Origin of the sequence: Sutcliffiella horikoshii (assembly GCF_002157855.1) — a bacterium.
GTDB classification, from domain to species: Bacteria; Bacillota; Bacilli; order Bacillales; family Bacillaceae_I; genus Sutcliffiella_A; species Sutcliffiella_A horikoshii_C.
On sequence record NZ_CP020880.1, the window covers coordinates 4,012,525 to 4,038,455 of the forward strand.

The window sequence follows — 25,931 nt, forward strand, 5'->3', positions numbered from 1 at the left end:
TCGACACGAAGAGCGAAAATCCTTTGGGGGTCTGACCCCCAAAGGTTATTTTTTTCAATTTTTATAGTCCTCCTACCTCTCACACTCTATCTTTTTGCTGTGACTTTGTTGAGGTATTGGTCGGCGCTGGCGATTTGGACGTCTTTGTAGTAGTGGGAGATGATTTGGGTGTAGTTTTTGCCTTCTAGGGCCATTCCATTGGCTCCGTATTGGCTCATTCCTACTCCGTGTCCAAAGCCTTTGGTGGTGATGACGATGTTGTCTCCTTTACGCTCCCAGGTAAAGTCGCTGGAGCGCAGCTTTAGGATGTCACGCACTTCTCTGCCGCTCAGTTTCTTCCCATTAATATCTACCGCCTCCACACGGTTACCCGTTGTACGTGAGATGATTTTACCAACCGACCCGTCACTTCCCAATGTCACTCCGAGCTTGGATTGAAAGTCTTGTACTGGTAAAGAAACTTGACTTAAGTATTTTTCAGAATCTATATCCCATGGGCTTTCTACACTTCGCAAATAAGGGATTTCGTTTGGCCAATATTCCTCTGAGTTTTCGGTATATCCGTTACTGGTAGAAAAATAGCTTGCATCAATCGGTGCATTATTATAGGTAAGGACGGATCCCGCTGTTTCCGCGACCGCCTGTTTTATTTTTTCCATCTTCCAATTAAAGTCTTCCGCTGCCCAAGCTGCTTTCAGTTCTTCTGGGCTTTTATACACCTGGTGCTGTTCGGTGTCTGTGACATCCGCGCCTTCTGGTGTGCCAAGCTTTTCTTCTGCCATCAGTTGCCTTAAAATATACGTCCGTGCTGCTAGTGCCTGTGCCTTCAGCGCCTCTAGTTCAAAGTCGGCCGGCATCTCTGAAGCGACCACGCCAACAATGTAGTCTTCTAGAGGAATCTTTTCGATCATCTCTTGCTTGTGACGATAAACCGCTACATCAATCGGAGAATCGATTGGTTCCACTTGGTTTTGGATTTGCTGATTCGGTTGGAGTTCCTCTGCTAATTGGCCGCTTTCCTTATCGACAAACGGCATGACTAATAACGTTGGTACCATTAATACCATGACAAATAGAATAGAAGTGAGTACGATGATTGGTTTCAAGTTTCTCATAGCGCCGAGCCTCCGATAACAATAAAGTAGTAGTTGTTTGTTGATGATTAATGGTTGGATACCTTTACTCTTCATTCTTATGGAAGTGGACAAGCAATTATGACTAAAATATGGGCAGGTTTAAAGACTTCATTCACAAGCCTCTAACCCTAAAAAAACTCCTAAAAACTTCTATATTATATACACATAACCCACAACTATCAGAAAACAATTCCATATCACACCGAAAAAATGGTCTGTAAGAAAAAAAGTTGGAATATTAATAAGTAGTGAAAAAAATGCTGTGCTGGGGTCAGACCCCAGCAGGAATTTCGCACCTCACGTCGAAGGCCTGAAAAAAAAGTTCGAAAAAGGGTCAGACCCCTAAAGGAGTCTGACCCTTGATGTAGAATATAAATATATAATTGGCTATTTTGGTGTGTTTAGGCTTCTTTGATTTGCTCTAGGATAATTGTTTGTTCTTGTTCCATGGAGCTTATTCGTTCGATGTCTGCGCCTAGTGCTGCTAGTTTGTTGTGGAAGTTTACGTATCCACGGTCTAAGTGTTTTAGCTCGGTTACACGAGTGTAGCCGTCTGCGATTAATCCTGCTAGGGTTAATGCTGCTGCTGCACGAAGATCTGTTGCTGCCACTTCTGCACCTTGTAATTTCGAAGGTCCATTGATGACAACGGAACGTCCTTCGATCTTGATGTCGCCGTTCATACGACGGAACTCTTCTACATGCATGAAGCGATTTTCGAATACCGTTTCTGTAATCATGCTCGTGCCTTCTGCCGCCAATAATAAGGACATCATTTGGGATTGCATATCTGTTGGGAATCCTGGGTGAGGCATTGTTTTGATGTCAATTGACTTCAGTTTTTCAGGTCCGATAACGCGTAATCCGTTTTCGACTTCTTCAAACTTAACGCCCATTTCTTCCATTTTGGCGATTAAAGAGCTGGAATGTTCCGGCACTGCGCCTTCAACGATAACGTCTCCGCCTGTAATTGCAGCTGCTACCATGAATGTACCTGCTTCAATGCGGTCAGGGATGATGTTGTGTTGGCATCCGTGTAATTCGGAAACCCCTTCGATTCTGAGCGTACCAGTACCTGCTCCACGAACTTTTGCTCCCATAGAGTTCAAGAAGTTCGCCAAGTCCACGATTTCCGGTTCTTTTGCAACGTTTTCCATGATAGTTGTACCTTCAGCAAGAGTTGCAGCCATCATGATGTTTTCTGTTGCTCCCACACTTGGGAAATCAAGATATATTTTCGCGCCTTGTAATCTTCCGTCAACTTCGGCATCGATATAACCATTTCCAACTTTCACTTTCGCGCCCATTGCTTCGAATCCTTTTAAATGCTGATCAATTGGTCTAGAACCGATTGCACAGCCTCCAGGTAGGGCAATTTGTGCTTTTCCGTTACGTGCAAGCAATGATCCCATTACTAGGACAGATGCGCGCATTTTTCGTACATATTCAAACGGTGCTTCTGTGTGAAGCTCTCTTGTTGCATCGACAATTATACGATTATTTTCAAACTCAACATCGGCATTCAAATAACGCAAAACCTCGTTAATCGTATAAACGTCGGAGAGCTCAGGTACATCTAAGATTTCGCATTTGCCTTTGCTAGCTAATAAAGTTGCGGCGATGACAGGTAGTACTGCGTTTTTTGCTCCCTCTACTTTAACAGTACCCTTTAACCTTTGTCCGCCGCGGACGATGATTTTTTCCAAAACGTTCCCCTCCGCGTCTTTTATTCTATATATTAATATTCAACAGTAATAATTGGCGTGCCTACAATCACGGTAGTCTTATCGCCCATTCCTTGTGTTCGTAACCCAATTTGTAAGTTCATCTTTCCCTGATGTGTCGGAAGAACATTATTCCATGCATCAGTATATGCTGAAACTGATACAAAGGTATCTTCCTGAATCTCTTCAACTATTTGTGCTGAAAATGCGTCTAGCAAAATATTTGTCGTATTTTGCAAACCACCTTCAATTTTAGCACTGAAATCGCCAGTCATACAACTAAATATTTCAAAGTCTTCATGAGAAATATTGGTAAGATTCGAATGGAAATTGTTTATTATCTCTGTTGCTACAGGCTTTTCCCAACCATATCCAGTTACTTCATATAATAAGTACGAAGATTGGGATGAGTTTGTGTGGGTGGTGATGAGCTGAAGAGTCTCTTCTTGTTTCAATAAGTCATTATAATGAGTCCCAACTGCCTTCCATCGATCCTCTTCTTCCATCACATTCCAACTAAGATGGCCCATACTCTGTTTTAAACGATTTACCTCTTTTTGAAAAGTGACTAAATCCCTAATTTTATAGACGTTCTTCCGTCCATAAAGTTTCCATTCCTGAACATTAATTTTCTCCTTTTGAAAAACTTCTGCGATTTCAAGTATCTCAGTACTGATATCGTTTGGTAATTGAGCTCTGCTTCTTTCATTCCCAAGAATTACCCCCGTAAAACATATTACGAAAATAAAAAATAGTCCTAGCAATCTATTAATATAAACTTTCCACGTTTTATCTGTATATTTAGTATTAGTTTTTAAGCCCTTATCCATATTCTCCATCTTTAACATATCCCCCACACCCCTTTGTTTGTTACTACTCATTTTCGCCAAAGTGAGCACAAGAGATACATAGGATTATTCGTCAAAATTTTTGTGGTTTTAATTTTTTTGTGTTTTGGGGTCAGACCCCCGCAGGATTTTCTGCTCTTATGTAGAAGGCGGTAAAAGTTTTGAGGTTGGGGGATGGCTTGGGTGGTTGCGGTTTTTGAGGGGGTTTGTCGAATGGCTTGTATTTGGTGTGTTTTGGACTGTATTCTAGCTTCGTTGGACAGTATTTTCGATTTTCCGCTTGTATTTGGTTCATTTTGGACAGTATTTAGTGGATTTCCGCTTGTATTTTAAATTCTGCTGTATTATTAGCGGTTTGAAGCTTTCTAAATTCGAGAGATTGCTATATTTCAACTCCAATTCCCTAAAAAACCAGAGGATTTTCTCCCCTGGCATGCAGAATTACACTTATTTTCACCAAATCATCGGCAGTCTTTGTGATAAGAACAGGTAGTCCAGGAAGAAGTTGCTGACGGAGGATCCGATGGCGATGGTGATTAGGATCAGCAGCAGTCTGATTTGGACGACTTTGTTTGGTTTCATCCATTTTTCGTATTGGATGGCTTGTAGTGCCCACCAGGTGATGCTGATGAATAGTAGGTGGGAGATGATGCTGATGAGTGCTTGTACTCCAATATCGATCATTGTGAAAGCAGCCTCCTCTTTATTTTAAAATTAAAGCTCTGGGTATAATCCGCTGTTGATTTTCGCTCCAGGCTTCGCTTTCCGCGGGACGGTGCTTGAGCCTCCTCGGCAAGCCTGCGGAGCCTCAACCTACCGTTATTCCCCCGCTGGAGTCTCAGCCTTTCGCTCCAATCACCAGCTCTATATACCTTGCTCCATTAGTTTCTTCCTATAGTATTCCATCAAAAAAGAAGGAGCGTGTGAACTCCTTCTTTCTTATTAAATCATATACCACTTTACCGTGACAATCGGTTAGTTGCCTGGTACTAAGATATCTTTTAAAATATCAAAATTGCTTCCGAACAGGTTTAGGGCAAGGCCCGGCAGGATTCCCAAGACCAGTGTTCCGATCGCGCAAACAAAGACGGTGATCCAGATTCCAACAGGAACATGGATTCTTTCTTGGCTTGCTGCTGGGCGGAAGAACATTTGTGTCATGATTCCGAAATAGTAAAAGTATGAGACAACGGTGGTCAGGATCAAGACCGATGCCAAGACATAAGCGTTACTCGGTTCAGAAATGGCACCGACAAAAATGGACAACTTACCAATGAATCCGGCTGTACCCGGGATACCTGCCAATGAAAGTAAGAACACTGACATCAATACTGCAAGCAATGGTGCGCGCTGGTACAGTCCTGCGAATCGGCTCAGATCCTCGGAGTCATCACGTGCGGTGACGACTTGCAATACTGCAAGTGCCCCGATGTTCATGAACAGGTAGGCGGCCAGGTAGAACCACATGGCTTCAAAAATGAAGATGAAGTTAACGGTGGCCAGTGGCACCAATAAATATCCGGCGTGTGCGACTCCTGAGTAGGCGAACATCCGCTTGACGTTGCGCTGGCGCAGAGCAACGAAGTTACCGATGATCATGGAGGCCACGGCCAAGACTGCGATGAATTCTCCCATGGAAAACAGCATGGATGCGCCTTCTGCTGCACGGGTCGGGAAGAACAGTGTCACGAATAGGCGCAGGACGATGATGAAGCCTGCTGTTTTGGATACAACTGCAAGGAATGCCGTTACTGGTGTCGGCGCGCCTTGGTAGACGTCCGGTGCCCACATGTGGAATGGTGCAGTCGCGAGCTTGAAGGACAAGCCGACGAACATCATCATGAAGGCGATGACCAGTAAGTATTGCATGTCGTGTGCGTTGATTTGGGATAGTGACACCCACATTTCCTGCAGGTTGGTTGTGCCTGTCAGGCCGTACACGTAGCTCATTCCGAACAGGGTGATGGCGGTCGCGATTCCGCCGTTGATGACGTATTTCATGGCGGCTTCGTTGGATTGCAGGTTCTTTTTGCGCAGTCCTGCTAATACATAGGAAGCCAATGATAACAGTTCAAGTCCGACAAACAATGTGATCAGGTCGCCGCTTGAGGACATGATCATGGCCCCGAGGACGCCTAGCAGCAAGAGGTAGAAGAACTCCCCTCTGTACTCCCTCAAGCCTTCTTTTGGCTCGTAGCTGATGGCCATGAGCATCACAAAGGCTGCTCCGACTAGAATCAACGTTTTGAAGGCCATGGCGAAGCTGTCAAGTCGGTATGTTTCGTATAGGATAGCGGTGACTTCTTCCGGGCCCTTGTCGTACATCCCCACCAAGAATCCGAGGGCCACCAGGATGCTGGCGAATCCAAGCCAGCCGAGCAGTCTCCGGTCTATTTTTTTCGGTAAAAATAAGTCCAGTAGTGAGAGAAGGGTTGCTACACCAAGGATGATGAATTCCGGTGCCATGACACTCCAATCAAAGCTGAGTAAGGTTTCTAAATCCATCTCCTGTTCACCCCCCTATCCCTAAAATGATGGCGTTGATGGTTTCTTGCAGCGGTTGTGCGAGAATGCTAGGGTATACTCCGATCAGGATGATGAAGAGTAGCATGGCAAACACGGGTACAAATTCCACACCGCGCAGGTCCACCACTTTCTCGCTATAACCTGCCGCTTTCGTTCCAAAAGTCATGCCAAGCACCGCACGCAATAAATACGCCGCTGTTAAAATGATTCCGAGTGTTCCGACTGCAGCGACAACAGGCATTTCATTGAAAAGTCCCATGAAGGCAAGGAATTCGCTGACAAATCCGGACATGCCAGGCAGGCCGATTGAGGCCATGGCACCGACAAGGAAGAATCCGGCTGTGAGTGGCATTGCTTTTGCAAGTCCGCCAAGCTTTCCGATGTCGGTCGTTCCGGTGCGTTCGTACATCACTCCAATTAAAAAGAACAAGAGTGCTGCGATAAATCCGTGGGAGACCACTTGGAAGATCGCGCCTTGGACTCCGGCTTCGTTCAGGGCTGCAAGTCCGATCAGGACAATTCCCATATGCGAGATACTGGAATAGGCCAGCACCATTTTGAAATCTGTTTGAATGAGTGCGAGGAATGCTCCGTAAAGGAGATTCACGACTCCTAAGATTGCTAGAATGAAAGCGAGCTGGTCGAATTGTTCCGGAAAGATTCCAACCCCGAAACGGATAAGTCCGAATGCTCCTATTTTCAAAAGTACGCCGGCATGCAGCATGACGATGGATGGCGGTGCTTGCACGTGGACTTTCAGCATCCAGCTATGCAGCGGCACGATCGGCAGCTTGATTCCGAATGCGACAAGCAATGCAATCAACAGCCCCATTCTCAGATCGTCTGACACTTCCCCAAGGAACATGGCGTCGCTGTTGCCGGTGAACATGGCGGTGATTTCGGCGATATTCATCGTTCCTGTTTTGGTGAAAAGGACCACAAACACGATTAATAGAATGGCCGAACCGAGACCATTGTAAATAAGGAAACGGTATGCCGCACTTTCTTTTTCAAAATAACCCCATTTTCCGATGAGAAAGAACATCGGGATCAAGGTGAGCTCAAAGAAAAAAAAGAATAAGAGCAGGTTTTCCGCTGCAAAGACGCCGAGCATTCCGATTTGTAAAAGAAGGAAGAGAATGAAGTAGCCTTTCCATTCTTTTTTTACATGGATGCTTGCGATGGCTGCAAGGGTGGAAAGCACTGCTGTCAGTAGAATCATGACGAGCGAGAAGCCGTTGATGCCAAGCTCGAAGGAGATCGGCTGGTATACTTGTGAGCCGTAAATTTCACCGGTCAAATCTTTGTTGCCGAATGTGATCCATTCACGGTTAACCGCATACTGCTCAAGACCCGCTCCTGCTTTGTATTGCCAGAATGCGATGAGCGCGAGTATCAAGGACGGCAAGGTTGCCAGGAAACCAACGATTTTGATGGCTTCCACGTTTGTTTTTGGTGTAAAAAGAAGTACTAAAATTCCTAAAAGAGGGGCGAAGATCAACGCTGTCAAAAATATACTGTTCATCCGATGTACCCCCCTGTGAAGACGAAAATGATGATGAGAATGGCGAGTCCGACAAACGCGACTGCTCCGTAAGTCTGGGTTTGGCCGTTCTGTACTTTGGCTCCTAGTCTGCCGATTTGTTGGGATACCGCGGCAATGCCCTTCATCGTTCCTTGGACAAGGAACTCATCGATGTATTTCAGGAACAGGCTGATCACGCGGGTTCCATAGACGAATGTCATATTGTAAATTTCATCGACAAAGTATTTGTTGCGTAAAATTCCATACAAATGCGGTGCGCCTTGACTGAATGTTTCGCGCGCGATGGAGCGGCGGAAATAAATCAGGTAGGCAAATCCGATTCCAGCTAAAGAAACTATTATAGCAGCTGCCATAATCCATTTTGGCCCCTCGATATGGGACGGTCCGTAAAGGATAGTCCCTTCTGCTAGCCAGTCTCCGAGAAAATGGCCGAACCATGGGGTGTTCATGTAACCAGCCACAACTGCCAGAACACCAAGCACGATCATCGGAATGGTCATGACAGAAGGCGATTCGTGCACGTGGCGCTGGTCTCCGCGCGCTTCCCCTGTGAAAACAAGGAAAAACAGGCGGAACATATAGAATGCCGTGAAGAATGCGGCAATCAGTGCCAGTAAGAAAAGAAAAGGATTTCCATTTACCCAGGCGGCAAGGAGGATTTCCTCTTTACTGAAGAAGCCTGAGAATAGCGGAACACCAGTGATGGCAAGGGTTCCGATTAAAAATAAGATGCCTGTGGTGCGCATTTTTTTCCAAAGACCGCCCATCTCGTCGATGTTTTGCGTGTGGACGGCATGGATGACGCTTCCTGCTGCAAGAAATAACAAGGCTTTAAAGAATGCGTGTGTGGTAAGGTGGAAAACCCCTGCCACATAGCCTGCCGAACCAAGTGCAAGCATCATGAAGCCGAGCTGGCTGACGGTGGAGTAGGCTAGCACTCTCTTAATATCTTTTTGTACAAGCCCGATGGATGCTGCGAAAATCGCAGTGAATGCACCGACGATTGCGACCGTCATTAGCGCCGTTTCACTTGCATTGAACAGCGGAAACAGGCTTGCGACCAAATACACTCCTGCTGCAACCATCGTTGCGGCGTGGATGAGGGCTGAAACCGGTGTCGGACCTTCCATCGCATCTGGTAACCAGGAATGCAGAGGGAATTGACCTGATTTCCCCATTGCTCCGATGAAAATAAGAATGGCAATGAGGGTTAGCATTCCCGCTGAGATTGCGCCTGCATTGACTGCTTCAAATATCACATCGTATTCGAAGCTGCCGACTTGCCAGAATAATAGGATGATCCCGATGAATAACCCGACATCCCCGATACGCGTCATGATGAACGCTTTTTTGGCAGCGGCTTTTGCTTCATTTTTATAAAAATAGAACCCGATGAGTAAGAATGATCCCACTCCGACAAGCTCCCAGAAAATATAGAGCTGAAGCAGGTTCGGTGACATGACAAGTGCCAGCATGGCAAAGGTAAACAGGCCCAGGTAGGCGTAAAATACATGGAAACGGTCGTCTCCGTGCATGTATCCTTTGGAATAAATATGTACGAGTAAGCTGACAAGTGATACTACGACAAGCATCAAGGCGTTTAATTGGTTGACTTCATATCCCGCCGTCAATACGACGTCTCCGATTTGGAGCCAGTCGAATGTGGCTTTGAAGGTTGGTGCTGAAAACCGCTCCCATAGTGCTGTGAGGGAAAAGATGAGTGATAGAGCGATGAGTGCGATTCCGAGGAATGCACTCGATTCTTTCAATCTTTTGCCGACAAGCAATAACAGGATAAAGGAGATCAGCGGAAAAAGCGGGATGATCCAGGCATTTTCCATCATCGTATCAAGTCCCCTTTTTTTTAGTTCTTCAGTGTATTCATTTCGTCGATGTTAACGGTGCGGCGGTTGCGGTAGAGGGCTATGAGGATAGCCAGGCCTACTGCGGCTTCTGCTGCTGCGACGGTAATGGTGAACAGGGAGAATACTTGCCCTGTGATGGATGGTGCGATGCCGAATTTGCTGAATGCGACAAGGTTGATGTTGACTGCGTTCAGCATGAGCTCGATACAGATCAGGACTATGACGGTGTTGCGTTTTGTCAGGGCCCCGTAAAGTCCGATACAGAATAAAATAAGTGCTAGTACCAGGTAGGCTGATAATGGAACTCCGCTCATTCCTTGGTCGCCTCCTCTTTTACAACGTCCGTGTCTTCGTCATCTCGTCTTGCCAGGATAATCGCTCCGACAAGTGCGACAAGCAGGATCACGGAGGTCAGTTCAAATGGAATGACGTATTTTGCATAAATGGCTACACCGATCTGTTCGGTGTTGTTCACATGCAAGTCGGCTGATTCTTGGGAACCAAGGTCAAGGCTGTACAGTCCAAAGTACATGACTGCTGCAAAGCCGAGAACGCCGGCGCCGACGAGTATTTTTCGCCCAAGTCCGGATGTTTCGGATTCGTCATTGTGACGTGTCAGCATGATTCCGAAAAGCATGATGATGGTGATAGCTCCGGAATAGATGAGAATCTGGACAGCCGCTACAAATTCAGCGGAGAGCATGACATAAATGCCGGCGATGCTGATGAAGGTAAACACTAGGGCTACCACCATGTGGACGACCTTTGTCAGGTTCAACATTACCACTCCACCGGCGATCGCAGCGATTGCTAGGAAAAGAAATGCGATGAATTCACCGGATATTGTCATGCTTTATTCTCCCTTCTGATGTTCGTATCGTTTTCATCGAGCCATTGCAGGTCTTTGAAAAGTCGATCACGGCTGTATTCAGCAAGCTCAAAGTTGTTGGTCATGATGATGGCCTCTGTCGGGCAGACTTCTGTGCAGAGGTCACAGAGGATACAGATTTCAAAATTGATATCGTATGTGTCGATGATTTTCCCTTTTTTCGTTGGATCCGGATGTTTTTTCCCGGTAAGCTGGATGCAGTCTGTCGGGCAGATGTTGGAGCACTGGTTGCAGACGATGCATTTTTCCGGGTAAAATTTCTGGATGCCTCGGAACCGGTCCGGTAGTGGAAGCGGTTCGTTTGGGTAATCATAGGTTACTTTTTTCTTCGTTAAGTTTTGTAGGGTATATTTTAAACCTTTTGCAAGACCGAGCATTTCGCTTCACCCCTATTCTTCCGTTACCCCTTTAGTAATGAAAGTGAGTTTTTTATTTGAAAAATAATTCCTTCATGATCGCTGAGAAAAAGATGTTTGCCAGTGCAACTGGTAGCAGTACCTTCCAGCCGAATTCCATCAGCTGGTCTGCGCGCAGACGCGGGAAGGTGACACGGATCCAGATGAGCACGAATACGACGACGCTGAATTTCAGTGCGAACCAGACGGCACCCGGGATAAATCCTAGAAACTCGAATGGTGGCAGCCATCCACCAAGGAACAGGACGGTGGTCAAGGATGCCATCGCGAACAGGTATACATATTCTGCTAGCATGAAGAATGCCCAGCGGAAGCCGGAGTATTCCACATGATACCCTGCGACAAGCTCGGATTCTGCTTCTGGCAAGTCAAATGGTGTACGGTTCAACTCTGCGACAGATGCAATGACGAAAATAAGGAATCCGACCGGTTGCAAAATGATGAACCAGAAGGTTTCGCCTTGAGCGGCAACGATTTCGTTTAAGTTGAGGCTTCCTGCCAAGAGGACAACCCCGATAACGGACATAACTAGCGGCACTTCATAGGAAATCATCTGGGCCGCAGCACGCATGCCTCCAAGTAACGAGTACTTGTTGTTTGATGCCCAGCCTGCCGCAACAACGCCGACCGTTGTGATGCCGGAAATAGCGATGTAGTAAAGCAAGCCGACCCCGATGTCCGCAAATTGAAAGCGGTCGGTGAACGGGATGGTGGCAAGCACCATAAACGCCGGTGTGAAGGCGATAACTGGTGCGATGATGTATAACGGGCGATCCGCAAGTTTCGGGATCGTGTCTTCTTTTAAAAGAAGCTTTAATACGTCGGCTACGGTTTGTAGCAAGCCCCATGAGCCACCGACCTGGTTAGGTCCCATACGCCCTTGCATGAAGCCCATTACTTTACGCTCGGCAAGGATTCCGTATGTTACGAAGCCCAGGACGGCAAGCAGCAAGGCCGTTGCCAATCCGAAAAAGATGAAAAAGTTCGTCCAGGATGGTGATGAATGCAACAAGCTTTCCATCATTAGCCATCCACCTCCCCAAGGACAATGTCAATTGCCCCTAAAATGGCGATCAGGTTTGCCATGTTTTCGCCTTCTAAAAGTTTTGGTAAGATCTGCAGATTGTAAAAGGACGGACGACGGAATTTAAGTCTGTACGGTTCTTTTTTCCCGTCACTTGCAATGTAGCAGCCGATCTCACCACGTGGGGATTCGATGCGTACATATGCCTCTCCTTTTGGCGCTTTGATGATCTTCGGCACTTTTGCCATGATCGCGCCTTCTTTCGGGAATTGTTCGACGGCTTGTTCGATGATCTTCAGGGATTCCTCGATTTCCTCCATGCGGCAGTGGTAACGCGCCCATGCGTCCCCGCCTTCCCGTGTTGGAACGTCAAAATCAAAGCGATCATAGATGGAGTATGGCTCATCTTTACGAAGATCCCACTTCACTCCGGTACATCTAAGGTTCGCACCACTCAGGGAGTACGCAAAGGCATCCTCCTTCGTGTAACGGCCAACCCCCTTCACACGGCTCATGAAAATTTCATTGCCTGTTACAAGGTCATGGTAGCCCTTTAGCTGCTCCCTCATATATGGAACAAATTCTTCTACTTTTTCAATCCATCCCTCAGGCGCATCCCACTTCACGCCTCCAACACGCATATAGTTGAAGGTAAGACGGGCACCTGACAGCTCATTTAGTAGATTGATAATCATTTCGCGCTCACGGAAAGCATATAGGAACGGACTGACCGCCCCGATATCAAGTAAATATGTACCATACCAAACTAGGTGACTCGCAACACGACCAAGTTCCATCGCAAGCACGCGAAGGTATTCTGCCCGATCTGGAATTTCAATGCCCATCATCGTTTCCACCGCGTGACATAGCACATAGTTATTCGTCATGGCGGATAGATAGTCCATCCGGTCGGTGTATGGAATGATTTGTGTATATTGGAGATTCTCCGCGAGCTTTTCGGTTCCGCGGTGAAGGTATCCAATAACCGGTGTCGCTTCTTTGATGATTTCCCCATCAATTTTTATGACAAGTCGGAACACCCCGTGGGTACTCGGATGCTGTGGCCCGACATTCAGTAGCATTTCCTCTGTGCGAATCATCTGCTACACCTCCACATCGTACGGCTCATAATCTTTGCGCAGCGGATAACCAACCCAATCATCCGGCATCATGATGCGCGTCAAATTCGGGTGTCCTGTAAACTGGATTCCAAGCAGATCATATGTCTCACGCTCCGGCCAGTTCGCCCCTTCCCAAATTGGCTGAATGGATGGGATGACAGGATTCTCTCGATCTATTTTTACCTTTAGGGCAACAGACTGCTTGTTTTTATATGAATATAGGTGATTATAGATCTCCATATGCGTCTCAAAGTCTGTGCCGTGCATTTCTGATAGAAATTCAAACGTCAGCTGCTCATTGTATCGCAGAAATGATGCCACTTTAAAATAGTTCTCCGGTTTTGCAACAAGCGTCGGGACATCTTTGGAAAGCGGATTGATGTACGCATCTTCCAAGGTGTTTTCCCCGAGGTTGTCGTTGATTACTTTTACGTATTTATCTAGGTATTTTTGGTTTGGTGATGGTGGTGCTGGTTCTTCTTGGGCTGTTGCGTCGGCGGTTGTGCCGGATGCTGCTTTTGCCTTGGCGGCGGCAGCGGCTTTCGCTTTTGCTGCTGCTTTTGCTTTGGCTTTTGCAGCGGCGATGGCTTTTGCTTTTTCGTCTTGAAGGTCGCCGGAGTCAGTTGTTGTGTCAGCGGATTCCGTTGATGCAGTTCCTCCGTCACGTTGTTGTTTTGCGAGTGCGGCGGCTTTTGCCTTGGCTGCAGCAGCTGCTTTGGCTTTTGCGGCTGCGATGGCTTTCGCTTTGGCGTCATCTGTGTCGGTTGCAGGTGCAGGTGTTTCGCCTGCATCCCGTTTTTGTTTTGCGAGTGCGGCAGCCTTTGCTTTGGCAGCTGCTGCGGCTTTCTTTTTGGCTAGTTCTTTGGCGTCGTCTTTGTCGGTAGAAGCCGCTGTGTCAGGTGCAGCTTCCTCGGTTGCTTTGGACTTTTGTTTCGCCAGTGCGGCAGCCTTCGCTTTTGCCGCGGCGGCTGCTTTCTTTTTCGCCAATTCTTTCGCGTCGTCACCAACCGGTGGTTCAGGTGTTGGTTCTTCTATATTTTCAGAAGCCTTTGCTTCCATTTTCTTTTTCGCTTCTAATTTTGCAAGTGCTGCAGCTTTTGCTTTGGCTGCGGCCTCTTTCTTTTTTTCTTCCAGGCTTTTCTCATCGCTCACTGCTAGATCACCTGCTTCCCTGTCTTGGCTTCATAACGAATTTTCTCGCGGAGCTTGTTGATTCCATAAATAAGAGCCGCTGGATTTGGTGGGCATCCCGGTATGTACACATCTACAGGTACAATTTGGTCCACACCTTTTACAACGGCATAGGATTTAATATATGGACCGCCTGCAGTCGCACAGGAACCCATTGCAATGACCCATTTCGGCTCAGGCATTTGATCATACAGGCGCTTTAGGACTGGTGCCATTTTTTTCGTCACGGTACCAGACACGATCATACAGTCAGACTGACGCGGTGATGTACGAAAGAAGGACCCAAAACGGTCGAGGTCATAGTGGGACGAGCCAACTCCCATCATTTCGATGGCACAGCAAGCTAGACCGAATGTCATCGGCCACATGGAATTACTGCGGGCCCACGCTTTCAGCTCCTCCAATGTTGTCAGGAAGACTGTCTGTTTCAGCTCTTCCATTTCCTCTGGTGAGATACTCTCTAGATTTAGATCCATTTCAACACCTTCTTCTTCCATGCGTATATTAATCCGATCAGTAATAAAACTACGAAAATAAGCATTTCAATCAGTGCAAAAATCCCCAATTTCTCGTATGCCACCGCCCATGGATACAGGAAAACCGTCTCCACATCGAAAATGACAAATAACAGGGCAAATATGTAATAACGAACATTAAACTGAACACGTGAATCATGAAAGGGATCAATTCCACTTTCATAGGTCGTCTGCTTGGCTGCTGATGGCTTATTCGGACGCAAAACACGTCCAATAGCAAGCGCCACGACCGGAAGTAATACCCCTAGAGCCAAGAATACAACCACTATCAAATAGTTATTTTGATATAAGTTAAGTAGATTCATGCCCGCCCCCTCCGAAGTCTCTCTTCATTTTCAGACTGCTCACAATATTTAAAAATGTAACCGATAACAATTATATCAAATACCCATATCGGTGTCGACAGGAGATATCCTTATTATGGCTATTGTTTTTAGGGAGGCGAAGGGATTTGTTATGGGTGGAGGGTGGATTTTGTTTTTCGAATGAAAATGTGAAGCGGCATGATCAAAGTTGGAGGGAAAATTACCTTGTTTTGAAAAGAGCGGGCTTGGTTACTGCTGGAACCAATGAAGTATGTGGTTACTTGGAGGGGTTTTAGTTGGAAGTAGGTAATTGTGGGTTAGTTTTTGGGCCCGTGATACACATAACCGTTTCAAATTGGATTAACAAGCGGGCATTTCGGCCGAAATCAATTTAGTAAAACCACTATATCCATTGTTAAAGTGGTTTTATCCATTGTAAAAAATTTATATCCATTGTAAATTCGGTTTATCCATTGTTAACAGACTTATATCCATTGTAAAAACAATATATCCATTATAGGCGTTTCACTGCTTAAATCCTTTAGCACATCACCGCACAGCGGGTCAGACCCCTCTTTACCTCTATAATGCAACAACACAAAAAACAACACAAAAAACCCCCTCCCTCCAAAGCACGTCTGCTCCGGAAAGAGGGGGTTTTAACATTCTTATATGCACAGGGTATTGTTACCCTCTTTTGGCTACGTTGATGCGGTTGATTGCGCGTTGAAGGGCAAGTTCGGCGCGGCGGTAGTCGACGTCGTCTTGTTTGGACTGCAGTCGTTGCTCGGCGCGTTTTTTTGCTTCTTCTGCACGTGTAAGATCGATTTGCTCCGCTGCTTCTGCAGTTTGGGCAAGGATCGTTACTTTATCAGGACGCACTTCTAGGAAGCCTCCGTTTACTGCCACTTGTTCGGTTTTGCCGTCTTTTTTCATACGGACGCCGCCGATTTGAAGTGGAGCAACCATCGGGATATGTCCTGGTAGAACTCCCAGCTCACCGCTTTGAGCACGGGCTACTACCATTTCTACGTCTGATTCATAAACCGGGCCATCGGGAGTAACTACGCTGACTTTTAATGTCTTCATTTCATTCCCTCCTAGGTCCCTTTAATTAAACTTCTACACCCATTTGCTTCGCTTTTTCGACTACTTCTTCGATGCGTCCAACTAGACGGAATGCATCTTCAGGAAGGTGGTCGTATTTGCCGTCAAGGATTTCTCTGAATCCTTTAACTGTTTCCTGAACAGGAACGTAAGAACCTTTTTGTCCAGTGAACTGCTCGGCAACGTGGAAGTTTTGAGATAAGAAGAACTGGATACGACGAGCACGGTGAACGGTTAATTTATCCTCATCCGTTAACTCATCCATACCTAAGATAGCAATGATATCTTGTAGTTCTTTGTAACGCTGTAAAGTAACCTGTACTTCACGTGCTACTGCATAGTGGTCGTCTCCAACTACTTCTGGTGCCAATGCACGGGAAGTGGAAGCTAGAGGATCAACCGCAGGGTAGATCCCCATCTCGGAAAGCTTACGCTCAAGGTTAGTTGTTGCATCTAAGTGAGCGAAAGTTGTCGCTGGAGCTGGATCCGTGTAGTCATCGGCAGGAACGTAGATCGCTTGGATAGACGTTACAGAACCTACAGACGTAGACGTGATACGCTCTTGTAATTGACCCATTTCAGTAGCAAGTGTTGGTTGGTAACCAACGGCAGATGGCATACGGCCTAGTAGGGCGGAAACCTCAGAACCTGCTTGTGTGAAACGGAAGATGTTGTCCATGAAGAATAGAACGTCTTGTCCTTGGTCATCACGGAAGTACTCAGCCATTGTAAGACCTGTTAGTGCAACACGCATACGTGCTCCAGGCGGTTCGTTCATTTGTCCGAATACCATGGCAGTTTTCTTGATAACGCCAGAATCTGTCATCTCGTGGTAAAGGTCATTTCCTTCACGAGTACGCTCACCAACACCTGCGAATACGGAGATACCACCGTGCTCTTGTGCGATGTTGTTGATTAATTCTTGGATAAGAACCGTTTTACCTACACCGGCACCACCGAATAGACCGATCTTACCACCCTTGATGTAAGGAGCAAGTAAGTCTACTACTTTGATACCAGTTTCAAGGATTTCAACGTCTGTTGAAAGTTGATCGAATGTAGGAGCTTGTCTGTGAATCGGATCACGACGAGAACCTGCAGCGATTGGAGCATCTAAGTCAATGTTTTCTCCTAGTACGTTGAAAACACGACCAAGTGTTACGTCACCTACTGGTACAGAAATAGGGTGACCAGCATCTTCTACTTCCATGCCGCGAACGACACCGTCTGTAGAAGCCATAGCGATTGTACGCACTGTGTTGTCTCCAAGGTGAAGAGCAACCTCAAGCGTTAAAGTAATGTCTACTTCATTAGCGCTACGAGCTTTATGATTAATATGAAGAGCGTTGTATATTTCAGGAAGATGTCCGCTGTCGAATTTTACGTCGACAACTGGACCCATGATTTGAGTAACGCGACCTTTCATCGTATTCCCTCCTAACTTACTTTTGCAAAATTTTGTTTCAGTACAAATCTATTGTTGAGCTGAAGCTCCCGCAGTAATCTCGGTAATCTCTTGAGTGATTGCTGCTTGACGGGCACGGTTGTAAGAAAGTGTAAGGCCTTGGATAAGCTCTTTCGCGTTATCTGTTGCACTTTGCATCGCTGTCATACGAGCAGCGTGCTCACTTGCTTTTGCATCTAGTAATGCACCGTAGATCAGGCTTTCCGCATATTGCGGTAGCAATACTTCAAGGATACCTTCTTGGGAAGGTTCGAACTCATAGGATGTAATCTTGTTGGATGTAGGTGCAATGTCAGTAAGAGGAAGAAGTTTCTTCTCTGTTACTTCTTGAGAGATTGCACTTACAAAGTGGTTGTAATACACGTATAACTCATCAAACGTTCCATCCGCGTACATGCTGACTGCACGATTCGCAATGTCCTTGATGTCTGAGAAGGATACTTGGTCGCCTAGACCAGTAATTTCGGAGAATACAGGAACATTACGCTTTCTGAAAAAGTCGCGGCCGATTCGTCCGATGGCAATTACTGCGTATTCATCTTGAGACTTATGACGTTTTTGAACCGTCTGATGAACCGTACGTAAGATGTTACTGTTATAGGCACCTGCAAGACCACGGTCAGAGGAGATTACGATGTAGCCAGTACGTTTTACCGGACGGCTTTCTAGCATTGGATGCGATACATCTGTACTTCCTAGAGCGATACTTGCTACAACCTCCTGGATTTTATCCATATAAGGATTGAAAGCTTTTGCATTCGTCTCAGCACGATTCAGTTTCGATGCGGAAACCATCTGCATGGCTTTTGTGATTTGACTAGTCTTCTTCGTCGAGGTAATTCTCGTTTTTATGTCGCGTAATGATGCCAAAGGATTTCACCACCTTTTTAACCCTATTCAGAGCGGTTAGACACATGGAAAGGAGGAATCGAAGGTTGGTTCGGGTTCCTCCATCGCATGGTGTAACTCACTATGTCGATCTATTACTTTTCAGTAGCTACGAAAGTCTTTTTGAATGCATTAAGTGCTTCAGCCATTGCTTCGTCGCTTGGTAATCCTTTAGTTGTACGGATTTCTTCTAAAAGTTCTTTACGGTTGTGCTCTAACCAAGTAAGCATTTCGTCTTCGAAACGAGTTACGTCTTGTACAGGAACATCATCGATGAAACCTTTTGTAAGAGCGTAAAGAATCGCAACTTGCTTTTCTACTTTAAGTGGCTTGTTCAAGCCTTGCTTAAGTACTTCTACTGTACGAGCTCCACGGTTAAGTTTTGCTTGAGTTGCTTTATCTAAGTCAGAACCGAATTGCGCGAACGCTTCTAGCTCACGGTAAGATGCAAGGTCAAGACGTAATGTACCTGATACCTTTTTCATCGCTTTGATTTGAGCGGATCCTCCAACACGTGATACGGAAAGACCAGCGTTGATCGCAGGACGAACACCAGAGAAGAATAGGTCTGATTGTAAGAAAATTTGTCCATCAGTGATGGAGATAACGTTTGTCGGGATGTAGGCAGATACGTCACCAGCTTGCGTTTCGATGAACGGTAAAGCTGTTAGGGATCCAGCGCCTTTTGCATCACTAAGTTTCGCTGCACGCTCTAGTAAACGAGAGTGAAGGTAGAATACGTCACCAGGATATGCTTCACGACCTGGAGGACGTTTTAATAGTAGGGAAAGCTCACGGTATGCAGCAGCTTGCTTTGTTAAGTCATCATAGATAACTAGAACGTGCTTGCCGTCGTACATGAATTCTTCACCCATTGTTACTCCAGTGTAAGGTGCTAAGAATAGCATTGGAGCTGGTGCAGATGCAGATGCAGTTACAACGATTGTGTAATCAAGTGCACCGTGCTTACGTAGAGTTTCTACTACTCCACGAACTGTAGATTCTTTTTGACCGATGGCAACATAGATACACACCATGTCTTGGTCTTTTTGGTTAAGAATCGTATCGATCGCAACAGATGTTTTACCTGTTTGACGGTCTCCGATAATTAACTCACGTTGTCCACGCCCGATTGGTACAAGCGCATCAATCGCTTTGATACCTGTTTGAAGTGGCTCATGAACGGATTTACGATCCATAACACCAGGAGCTTGTGCTTCGATTGGACGAGTTTTGCTAGTTTCGATTGGACCCAATCCATCAACTGGTTGTCCTAATGCGTTTACTACACGGCCGATAAGTGCTTCACCTACCGGTACCTCCATGATACGGCCTGTACGACGAACTGCATCGCCTTCGCGGATTTCAGTATAAGGTCCTAAGATTACTATACCGACGTTGTTTTCCTCTAAGTTTTGGGCAAGACCCATAACTCCGTTAGAAAATTCAACAAGCTCTCCAGCCATGACGTTGTCGAGACCATGAGCACGAGCGATACCATCCCCAACTTGGATAACAGTACCGACATCGCTAACTTCGATTTCAGACTGATAACTTTCGATTTGCTTTTTTATCAGCGCACTAATTTCTTCAGCTTTGATGCTCATGAATTTCACCCCTATCTACTATCTATTCGTTGTAAGTTGACGTCCTAGACGTTCTAATTTTCCACTGACACTTCCATCAAAAATACGGTTGCCGATGCGAATCTTCAAGCCTCCGATTAAAGATGGATCTACGATATTGCTGATGTTTAATGAAGATTTTCCAACTTTCGCTGCAAATACAGCGGAAAGCTGAGCCTGCTCTGCGTCCGTTAAGGCGCGAACAGAGTACACTTTCGCGTCTGCCACATTAAGGGCCTCGTTAGAAAGTGCTTTGTACTCGTCAATCATATCGACTACGATACCTTGACGGTGACGGTCTATTAAAAGCTGTAACGTGTTTACGATAAATGGTGATGCGGAAGCAAATGCCTCACGGACGATTTGCTTTTTAGAGTCTTTGCGTACTTTCGGGTTGCTTAGAACAACATCAAGTTCCTTGTTGTTCAAAAACACCTTTTTTACTTCTGCAAGCTCAGAGTCAAACTGGGCATAAAGATTGTTTTCTTTTGCCAGGTCGAAAAGAGCCAATGCATAACGCTTTGCTACTCCGTTTTTGCTCATCGCACTTCGCCTACCTGTTTCACGTAATCATCGATAAGCTTTTGCTGATCTTTTTCGTTTAGTTCTTTTTCAATCACTTTAGAAGCGATTAATACGGACAAGGAAGCAACCTGTTCACGCAAAGCAACAACTGCTTGTTCTTTTTCCTGAATGATTTCTTTTCTTGCCGCTTCTTTAAGACGTGCAGACTCCTCTTGAGCAGCTCTTACGATATCTGCTTTTTGATCTTCTGCAATCTTTTTCGCGCTTTCCACTAAAGCCTGAGCTTCTGTGCGAGCTTCTTTTAAAAGAGCTTTTTGCTCTTCTACAAGACCTTTAGCTTCTTCATTGCTTCGTTCTGCCGCTGTAATTTCGTTTGCAATGTGATCTTCACGTTGCTTCATCATTCCAACAAGCTTATCCCAAGCAAATTTTCTAAGGAAATATAGTAAGATTAAAAATGTGATTAACTGGAATAGTGCATCTCCTAAAGTTAGGGATCCTGCACCAAGCACTAAGTGATCTAAGCTATACAATGCTTTCACTCCCTTCGAGGAATACATAAGAAAAGCACAAGCACCTAAAGGGCACCTTGGCTAGATTTTTTGAAAAAATTGTTCATACTAAAGGAAAGGCGAAGGTTCTCGTGTGAGACGGACTTCGCCATTATTGATGCTAAGAATTATTCGGGCAGTTAATTAACCACCGATAACCATGAACGCGATAACTACTGCGATGATAGGAACAGCCTCAACTAGTGCTACCCCGATGAACATTGTAGTTTGAAGAGTGGATTTAAGCTCAGGTTGACGAGCGATCCCTTCTACTGTACGACTTACGATTAATCCGTTACCAATACCTGCTCCAAGTGCTGCTAAACCAATTGCGATTGCTGCTGCTATAAGACCCATTGATAATTTCCTCCTTATGTTTAAAAAAAGTTTTTTTTGGTTATTAAGAATTTATAAATTAATGGTCATGACTCACTTTGTGTGCCATATAAACCATTGTTAACATGGTGAAGATAAATGCCTGGATGGTACCAACGAAAATACTGAATGCTTGCCAAGCTAACATAGGAATGATAGCAACGACTGTTCCAATAATTCCGGACATGAAGCCCATTTGATAACCGTTAACTGCAAGTCCCGCAAGTAATCCTAGCAAGATTTCCCCTGCAAAGATGTTCCCGTATAAACGCAGACCAAGCGTTAATGTGTTAGCAAATTCTTCAATAATCTTAAGTGGGAATAAGAACGCCATCGGTTTGAAGAAGTCCTTCCCGTATTCCTTGAAGCCTTTCATCTTAATCCCATAATAATGCGTCAATGCTACTACCATTGCCGCGAGACTAAGCGTAATAACAGGATCTGCTGTCGGCGATTTCCACCATAAAGTGTGTTCATCCCCAAGAATAATCGCAAATGGCAACCCTAGCATATTTGCTACAAACACATACATAAGTATGGTCAGAGCTAATGAGAGGAATCTGCCTCCTGTCTGCCAATCCATGGTACTGTTAATGATACCTTTTGCAAAGTCAACCAACCATTCCATAAAGTTCTGGGCTCCGGTAGGTCTCAAAGCAAGTGTTCTTGTGCAAAGTATTGCGATAAGAAACACGATTAAGGCTGTTATAATAGTCATCATAATATTCGACAAGTTGAAATGAAGGTCATAACCAAACAAATCAAGCGTCGCTATAGGAGCACTGTGACCCAACACTACTCACCTCTCTTCCCCACTGCTTTAAAGAGTGTTACAAATGAATCTATGATAATGACAATATAGGATGTCATAATCCCTATGATGACGCCGTAGAGATTCAGTGTTTCTGGATATCTCATAGCGATGACCACACCGAGTATTGCGGCGGCCATTCTTGAAAAAGAACCTAATGTGACAGCTTTGCGCCCTTCGGCAACCGCTTCCGTGAACTTCTTCACTTTCTTATGCAGCAACCAATGGCTGTATAAACTTATCACTGTCCCAAGGATCAAACCTAGGAACCAATCTTGGTATGGAGTGAATCCCCATCCTATTACAAAGAAGGCAAGAAAAAATAAGAAATACTTCATATGCCTCATAAACTGTTCGGTTGATTCGGGCATATTTATGACTCTCCTGAGAAGAATTTTTGGACCAGGTATAATACTCCTATTACACCAGCTGCTAGTCCTAAAAGAAGTCCAATAATAAGGAACAATGGTTCGGGACCAATTACTCCATCCAGCCATCTTCCTGCAAATAATCCAACTAAGGTGGGACCAACTAAGTAGGAAAGGATTCCGGACATCAAAGCCATTGCTTGGAATGGGCGGCGTTTATCTTCCATAGAAAACACCCCGTTTTACATGCGGTAAAAGATTAGAGGTCTTACTGATAAATCGATGTTAAATATGTATAAAATTGGTTTTTAAAAACCTATGAAAACCCTATCATTTTATACCCTTTGTAAGCATACAATAGCACTTTATCAATGTCAATGTGTTGTAAGGAAAAATCGACATTCTTTTCGTTGGTAAGATTTCTCTTTGAACCAGCTTTTTTATGCTCTGTATTTTTCCAGAAAAAAACAGCCAAATGATGAACAGTTTTCCTCATTCGGCTGTTGTATAACATTATTTTATCACAGATGACATATAGGTTAAGTTTGTCGATTGTGAACATTATGTGACTATTCGGTAGTTTCAGGTTGTGTTGCTTGACAGGGTTCGACAAAAATGTCTCTTGGGGGGTCTTAGGGGACAGGCACGACGACCCAAAAAGGGTCGGCGTGCCTGTCCTCACTCAAAGTAAAGATCGGCTTCCACGGTGTCTTCCTTGTCCAGTTTTTTCGCGAAGACGACTGCTTTGACGAGTCCTTTTACTTCTACACGGTCTGCCGGGATTTGATTTTTAAATAATCCGCGCGGCAGGTCCCGTTCCCAGTCTAGATAGTCGATGAAGTGGAGCGTATCCGCTTCGTAGAGTGCAATGCCCAGTTCCTCTGCACCTTCTGGCAAATACACTTCGTACTGATACTCCCCTTCCTTATCTCCATAACCAAACTGAAAGCCCATAATCCGCGGATAATCCGGTTCTTCTATTATATAGAGGTAAGGCAGACGAATTTTTTGGTTGTCTGCGTTCACGACGACTTCTCCCTCGTGCATCCCCTCTTTTTGTTGATTTGGTGTGATGTCGAGCGTGATGTTCGTTTTCCGTTTTTCTTTTGGTTGCAGCGTGAAGGTGATCGGCGTCTTCCACTGGACTCCTTTTTTTTGCTTCGGTGTTTCTATAGAGTATGTGACCTCTTTGTCCGAGACGTTTTCAATTGTAATGGGTACTTCTTTCTGAGTACGGGTTTGTTTCTTTTCCAGCATCCCAAAGTTAAGGGATCCCGGGTACACAAGGCTGTTCGTTTGGATGGCTTCCTCCAGCTGGATACGTCCTGTTCCTTGTTCGAGTACGGAGTATCCTGTGCCGTCTTCTTTTGTAAGTGGCTTGGTTGTATTCATCAAGGCGGCCTTCACCTGAGCTGGTGTCCAATCCGGATGGGCCTGGATGATGAGCGCACTCGCCCCCGCCACATGCGGTGCGGCCATGCTTGTTCCTTGAAGGGCGAGGTAGCCATTTGGAATGGTGCTGTCAATTGCCACACCTGGTGCGACCACATCCGGCTTGATTTCCCACGTATGTGTAACTGGCCCGCGCGAACTGAAGCTGGCAATGTCATCTTTATGCCATTTGAATGTCGTCTTCACCATCGAGAAACTTCTTTTCAAATGCTTTTTTAAAAATAACCCGTCTTCTTTGGAGATCGAAACGACCGGTATGTCCATCTCTACTTCCAGCGTCCCTGTAAAATTACCCTCAAGGTTATTGTAGATGACAACACCTGCCGCACCGCGCATTTTGGCTTGATGTGCTTTTTCCGAAAAAGGAATCTTGCCGCGCTCGAGCAGCACTATTTTCCCCTCTATCTTCTTGCCTTCCCAATCCTCTTCTTCTCCAAGTCCCGCATACACCATACCAATCGGCTTGGATGGAAAATCCCATGGCATCGACCCTTGTAGCGGCAGCATCTCTACCTCTCTTTTTGAAAAAATAGGTGAGAGATGCGGTATGTGAAGCGGCGGTGTGGAAGCACCGACCGAGATTGCCTCAGACGAAGTCCCAGGAGATCCTACTGTCCAAAGGTTCGGACCGGAGTTGCCACTTGACGTTACTGCCACCACCCCGTGTTCTACTGCTTTATTCAGCGCAAGACTTGTCGGCCAATCTGGCCCATTTATGGTGTTTCCGAGCGAAAGATTCAGTACATCCACTTTGTCATGAATCGCCCTCTCGATAGCGGCTATCACGTGCTCACTCGAACCATGCCCTCCCGGACCAAGAACCCGGTACGCAATAATTTCCGCTTCTGGTGCCACGCCATGAAGATGCCCGTTGGCCCCAACAATCCCGGCGACATGCGTTCCGTGGAGTGTCGGCATTCCTTGCGACCGCTTTGTTTCCATCGGATCATTGTCCTCATCGACAAAATCGTAACCGCCCGCATAATTGTCCCGGAGGTCAGGATGTGTGTAGTCGATTCCAGTGTCGATGATTCCCACTTTCACCCCTTTGCCGGTGAGGCGGTCTCCATCTTTGTCATAGAGCCGTTGCATCTTCTCTCCACCACCGATAAATGGCACACTTTCGTCAAGATTGGGGGTGTAGTTGGTGACAGGAGATACTTCCAAGATTCCTTGTTCCTTTTGAAGCTTCTCCAGATCTTTGAGCGGACCGTGGACGGCAAAGCCTTTGAACACGGCGGTGTAGGTCCGTTTTATTTTCAGATTAGGATATTTTTGTTGGATTAAGTTTTGAATGGCGTTTTGACTGTTTTCCTCCACGATTAAAATAACCGTCTGTTCCTCCAGTTCATTGCCTGGTCTGCTTACCGCAAGTGGCGGCCGTTTTGGGTATTTGGGTGTGTTGGTTGTAGTTGTATGTAAAGAGTCGTTAGTCTGTGTGTTTATGGCTGCTGTTGTATTTTGTTGTGGTTGCACTAGTGTTGATGTCACCAGCAGCACAGTAAATCCTATACATAATAAAATTTTCCCTAATTTCACGTCCTTCACCTCTGATAACTAGCATTTGTTATTGATGAGGGATTATGCATAGGTTGAGAGTGGCGGTGAATTAGTCAAAAAAGCGGCTCAATTAGTCA

At 45.6% G+C, this 25,931-nt stretch carries 26 protein-coding genes; all 26 read right to left on the reverse strand.

Annotated elements, in window-relative coordinates; translation table 11 throughout:
* Nucleotides 1–86 precede the first annotated feature (86 nt).
* The 26 genes from spoIID to B4U37_RS20430 all read right to left on the reverse strand — a co-directional run bounded on the left by spoIID (nt 87) and on the right by B4U37_RS20430 (nt 25,833).
* Nucleotides 87–1,115 carry a stage II sporulation protein D gene (spoIID, locus tag B4U37_RS20300; RefSeq protein ID WP_088019717.1) on the reverse strand — a complete coding sequence of 343 codons (1,029 nt, stop codon included), beginning with the start codon at nt 1,113–1,115 and terminating at the stop codon, nt 87–89.
* A 422-nt stretch (nt 1,116–1,537) separates the two neighbouring features.
* On the reverse strand, nt 1,538–2,842 hold the full coding sequence (gene murA, locus B4U37_RS20305) for a UDP-N-acetylglucosamine 1-carboxyvinyltransferase (protein ID WP_088019718.1): 1,305 nt from the start codon (nt 2,840–2,842) through the stop codon (nt 1,538–1,540).
* 32 nt (nt 2,843–2,874) lie between these two features.
* Nucleotides 2,875–3,708 (reverse strand): YwmB family TATA-box binding protein, encoded by an 834-nt coding sequence (locus tag B4U37_RS20310; protein ID WP_157663863.1) that lies wholly within the window; start codon nt 3,706–3,708, stop codon nt 2,875–2,877.
* A gap of 453 nt (nt 3,709–4,161) precedes the next feature.
* On the reverse strand, nt 4,162–4,392 hold the full coding sequence (locus B4U37_RS20315) for a DUF1146 family protein (RefSeq protein ID WP_088019720.1): 231 nt from the start codon (nt 4,390–4,392) through the stop codon (nt 4,162–4,164).
* A 291-nt stretch (nt 4,393–4,683) separates the two neighbouring features.
* Nucleotides 4,684–6,213 carry an NADH-quinone oxidoreductase subunit NuoN gene (nuoN, locus tag B4U37_RS20320; protein ID WP_088019721.1) on the reverse strand — a complete coding sequence of 510 codons (1,530 nt, stop codon included), beginning with the start codon at nt 6,211–6,213 and terminating at the stop codon, nt 4,684–4,686.
* 7 nt (nt 6,214–6,220) lie between these two features.
* Nucleotides 6,221–7,759: a complex I subunit 4 family protein gene (locus tag B4U37_RS20325; protein ID WP_088019722.1), complete on the reverse strand. Its 1,539-nt coding sequence runs from the start codon at nt 7,757–7,759 to the stop codon at nt 6,221–6,223.
* Nucleotides 7,756–9,624, reverse strand: a complete 1,869-nt coding sequence (gene nuoL / locus B4U37_RS20330; protein WP_088019723.1) for an NADH-quinone oxidoreductase subunit L — start codon at nt 9,622–9,624, stop codon at nt 7,756–7,758. The genes B4U37_RS20325 and nuoL overlap by 4 nt, the downstream gene beginning before the upstream one ends.
* 20 nt (nt 9,625–9,644) lie before the next feature.
* Nucleotides 9,645–9,959: an NADH-quinone oxidoreductase subunit NuoK gene (gene nuoK, locus B4U37_RS20335; protein ID WP_010200357.1), complete on the reverse strand. Its 315-nt coding sequence runs from the start codon at nt 9,957–9,959 to the stop codon at nt 9,645–9,647.
* A complete protein-coding gene (locus B4U37_RS20340) occupies nt 9,956–10,495 on the reverse strand; it encodes an NADH-quinone oxidoreductase subunit J (protein WP_088019724.1) in 540 nt (179 codons plus the stop codon). The genes nuoK and B4U37_RS20340 overlap by 4 nt, the downstream gene beginning before the upstream one ends.
* Nucleotides 10,492–10,911, reverse strand: coding sequence for an NADH-quinone oxidoreductase subunit NuoI (gene nuoI, locus B4U37_RS20345; RefSeq protein ID WP_010200360.1), 420 nt, complete (start codon nt 10,909–10,911; stop codon nt 10,492–10,494). Before nuoI ends, B4U37_RS20340 begins: the two co-directional genes overlap by 4 nt.
* 52 nt (nt 10,912–10,963) lie before the next feature.
* Complete coding sequence (gene nuoH / locus B4U37_RS20350) at nt 10,964–11,974, reverse strand: NADH-quinone oxidoreductase subunit NuoH (RefSeq protein WP_088019725.1); 1,011 nt, start codon at nt 11,972–11,974, stop codon at nt 10,964–10,966.
* Nucleotides 11,974–13,074 carry an NADH-quinone oxidoreductase subunit D gene (locus B4U37_RS20355; RefSeq protein WP_088019726.1) on the reverse strand — a complete coding sequence of 367 codons (1,101 nt, stop codon included), beginning with the start codon at nt 13,072–13,074 and terminating at the stop codon, nt 11,974–11,976. The genes nuoH and B4U37_RS20355 overlap by 1 nt, the downstream gene beginning before the upstream one ends.
* Before the next feature lie 3 nt (nt 13,075–13,077).
* Nucleotides 13,078–14,247, reverse strand: a complete 1,170-nt coding sequence (locus tag B4U37_RS20360; RefSeq protein WP_088019727.1) for an NADH-quinone oxidoreductase subunit C — start codon at nt 14,245–14,247, stop codon at nt 13,078–13,080.
* A 2-nt stretch (nt 14,248–14,249) separates the two neighbouring features.
* A complete protein-coding gene (locus B4U37_RS20365) occupies nt 14,250–14,762 on the reverse strand; it encodes a NuoB/complex I 20 kDa subunit family protein (protein WP_010200368.1) in 513 nt (170 codons plus the stop codon).
* Nucleotides 14,753–15,127: an NADH-quinone oxidoreductase subunit A gene (locus tag B4U37_RS20370; RefSeq protein WP_010200369.1), complete on the reverse strand. Its 375-nt coding sequence runs from the start codon at nt 15,125–15,127 to the stop codon at nt 14,753–14,755. The genes B4U37_RS20365 and B4U37_RS20370 overlap by 10 nt, the downstream gene beginning before the upstream one ends.
* A gap of 687 nt (nt 15,128–15,814) precedes the next feature.
* Nucleotides 15,815–16,216, reverse strand: coding sequence for a F0F1 ATP synthase subunit epsilon (locus tag B4U37_RS20375; RefSeq protein ID WP_088019729.1), 402 nt, complete (start codon nt 16,214–16,216; stop codon nt 15,815–15,817).
* 25 nt (nt 16,217–16,241) lie between these two features.
* Nucleotides 16,242–17,660 carry a F0F1 ATP synthase subunit beta gene (gene atpD, locus B4U37_RS20380; protein ID WP_010200375.1) on the reverse strand — a complete coding sequence of 473 codons (1,419 nt, stop codon included), beginning with the start codon at nt 17,658–17,660 and terminating at the stop codon, nt 16,242–16,244.
* Nucleotides 17,661–17,708: 48 nt separating this feature from the next.
* Nucleotides 17,709–18,569, reverse strand: a complete 861-nt coding sequence (locus B4U37_RS20385) for a F0F1 ATP synthase subunit gamma (protein ID WP_064099565.1) — start codon at nt 18,567–18,569, stop codon at nt 17,709–17,711.
* A gap of 113 nt (nt 18,570–18,682) precedes the next feature.
* Nucleotides 18,683–20,194 (reverse strand): F0F1 ATP synthase subunit alpha, encoded by a 1,512-nt coding sequence (gene atpA, locus B4U37_RS20390; RefSeq protein WP_088019730.1) that lies wholly within the window; start codon nt 20,192–20,194, stop codon nt 18,683–18,685.
* Between the two features lie 18 nt (nt 20,195–20,212).
* On the reverse strand, nt 20,213–20,755 hold the full coding sequence (locus B4U37_RS20395; RefSeq protein ID WP_088019731.1) for a F0F1 ATP synthase subunit delta: 543 nt from the start codon (nt 20,753–20,755) through the stop codon (nt 20,213–20,215).
* Nucleotides 20,752–21,297, reverse strand: a complete 546-nt coding sequence (gene atpF / locus B4U37_RS20400) for a F0F1 ATP synthase subunit B (RefSeq protein ID WP_187443793.1) — start codon at nt 21,295–21,297, stop codon at nt 20,752–20,754. The genes B4U37_RS20395 and atpF overlap by 4 nt, the downstream gene beginning before the upstream one ends.
* Before the next feature lie 135 nt (nt 21,298–21,432).
* The gene (gene atpE / locus B4U37_RS20405; protein WP_088019733.1) at nt 21,433–21,645 is read right to left on the reverse strand and encodes a F0F1 ATP synthase subunit C; all 213 of its coding nucleotides are present in this window, start codon (nt 21,643–21,645) and stop codon (nt 21,433–21,435) included.
* A gap of 58 nt (nt 21,646–21,703) precedes the next feature.
* On the reverse strand, nt 21,704–22,456 hold the full coding sequence (gene atpB / locus B4U37_RS20410; RefSeq protein WP_060664616.1) for a F0F1 ATP synthase subunit A: 753 nt from the start codon (nt 22,454–22,456) through the stop codon (nt 21,704–21,706).
* Between the two features lie 2 nt (nt 22,457–22,458).
* A complete protein-coding gene (locus B4U37_RS20415) occupies nt 22,459–22,845 on the reverse strand; it encodes an ATP synthase subunit I (RefSeq protein ID WP_088019734.1) in 387 nt (128 codons plus the stop codon).
* Nucleotides 22,846–22,847: 2 nt separating this feature from the next.
* The gene (locus B4U37_RS20420) at nt 22,848–23,069 is read right to left on the reverse strand and encodes an AtpZ/AtpI family protein (RefSeq protein ID WP_088019735.1); all 222 of its coding nucleotides are present in this window, start codon (nt 23,067–23,069) and stop codon (nt 22,848–22,850) included.
* 451 nt (nt 23,070–23,520) lie between these two features.
* Nucleotides 23,521–25,833 carry a S8 family serine peptidase gene (locus B4U37_RS20430; protein ID WP_088019737.1) on the reverse strand — a complete coding sequence of 771 codons (2,313 nt, stop codon included), beginning with the start codon at nt 25,831–25,833 and terminating at the stop codon, nt 23,521–23,523.
* Between the last annotated feature and the right edge of the window lie 98 nt (nt 25,834–25,931).

Coding starts and splice junctions, on each gene's coding strand:
- B4U37_RS20315 (WP_088019720.1), bottom strand. CDS start 4,392: ATGATCGATATTGGAGTACAAGCACTCATCAGCATCATCTCCCACCTA.
- B4U37_RS20355 (WP_088019726.1), bottom strand. CDS start 13,074: ATGATTCGCACAGAGGAAATGCTACTGAATGTCGGGCCACAGCATCCG.
- B4U37_RS20415 (WP_088019734.1), bottom strand. CDS start 22,845: ATGCCCGAATCAACCGAACAGTTTATGAGGCATATGAAGTATTTCTTA.
- B4U37_RS20325 (WP_088019722.1), bottom strand. CDS start 7,759: ATGAACAGTATATTTTTGACAGCGTTGATCTTCGCCCCTCTTTTAGGA.
- atpD (WP_010200375.1), bottom strand. CDS start 17,660: ATGAAAGGTCGCGTTACTCAAATCATGGGTCCAGTTGTCGACGTAAAA.
- atpF (WP_187443793.1), bottom strand. CDS start 21,297: ATGTATTCCTCGAAGGGAGTGAAAGCATTGTATAGCTTAGATCACTTA.
- B4U37_RS20375 (WP_088019729.1), bottom strand. CDS start 16,216: ATGAAGACATTAAAAGTCAGCGTAGTTACTCCCGATGGCCCGGTTTAT.
- atpE (WP_088019733.1), bottom strand. CDS start 21,645: ATGGGTCTTATAGCAGCAGCAATCGCAATTGGTTTAGCAGCACTTGGA.
- nuoN (WP_088019721.1), bottom strand. CDS start 6,213: ATGGATTTAGAAACCTTACTCAGCTTTGATTGGAGTGTCATGGCACCG.
- spoIID (WP_088019717.1), bottom strand. CDS start 1,115: ATGAGAAACTTGAAACCAATCATCGTACTCACTTCTATTCTATTTGTC.
- B4U37_RS20370 (WP_010200369.1), bottom strand. CDS start 15,127: ATGAATCTACTTAACTTATATCAAAATAACTATTTGATAGTGGTTGTA.
- nuoH (WP_088019725.1), bottom strand. CDS start 11,974: ATGATGGAAAGCTTGTTGCATTCATCACCATCCTGGACGAACTTTTTC.
- nuoK (WP_010200357.1), bottom strand. CDS start 9,959: ATGAGCGGAGTTCCATTATCAGCCTACCTGGTACTAGCACTTATTTTA.
- nuoI (WP_010200360.1), bottom strand. CDS start 10,911: ATGCTCGGTCTTGCAAAAGGTTTAAAATATACCCTACAAAACTTAACG.
- B4U37_RS20420 (WP_088019735.1), bottom strand. CDS start 23,069: ATGGAAGATAAACGCCGCCCATTCCAAGCAATGGCTTTGATGTCCGGA.
- B4U37_RS20310 (WP_157663863.1), bottom strand. CDS start 3,708: ATGTTAAAGATGGAGAATATGGATAAGGGCTTAAAAACTAATACTAAA.
- B4U37_RS20365 (WP_010200368.1), bottom strand. CDS start 14,762: ATGGATCTAAATCTAGAGAGTATCTCACCAGAGGAAATGGAAGAGCTG.
- atpA (WP_088019730.1), bottom strand. CDS start 20,194: ATGAGCATCAAAGCTGAAGAAATTAGTGCGCTGATAAAAAAGCAAATC.
- nuoL (WP_088019723.1), bottom strand. CDS start 9,624: ATGATGGAAAATGCCTGGATCATCCCGCTTTTTCCGCTGATCTCCTTT.
- B4U37_RS20340 (WP_088019724.1), bottom strand. CDS start 10,495: ATGACAATATCCGGTGAATTCATCGCATTTCTTTTCCTAGCAATCGCT.
- B4U37_RS20395 (WP_088019731.1), bottom strand. CDS start 20,755: ATGAGCAAAAACGGAGTAGCAAAGCGTTATGCATTGGCTCTTTTCGAC.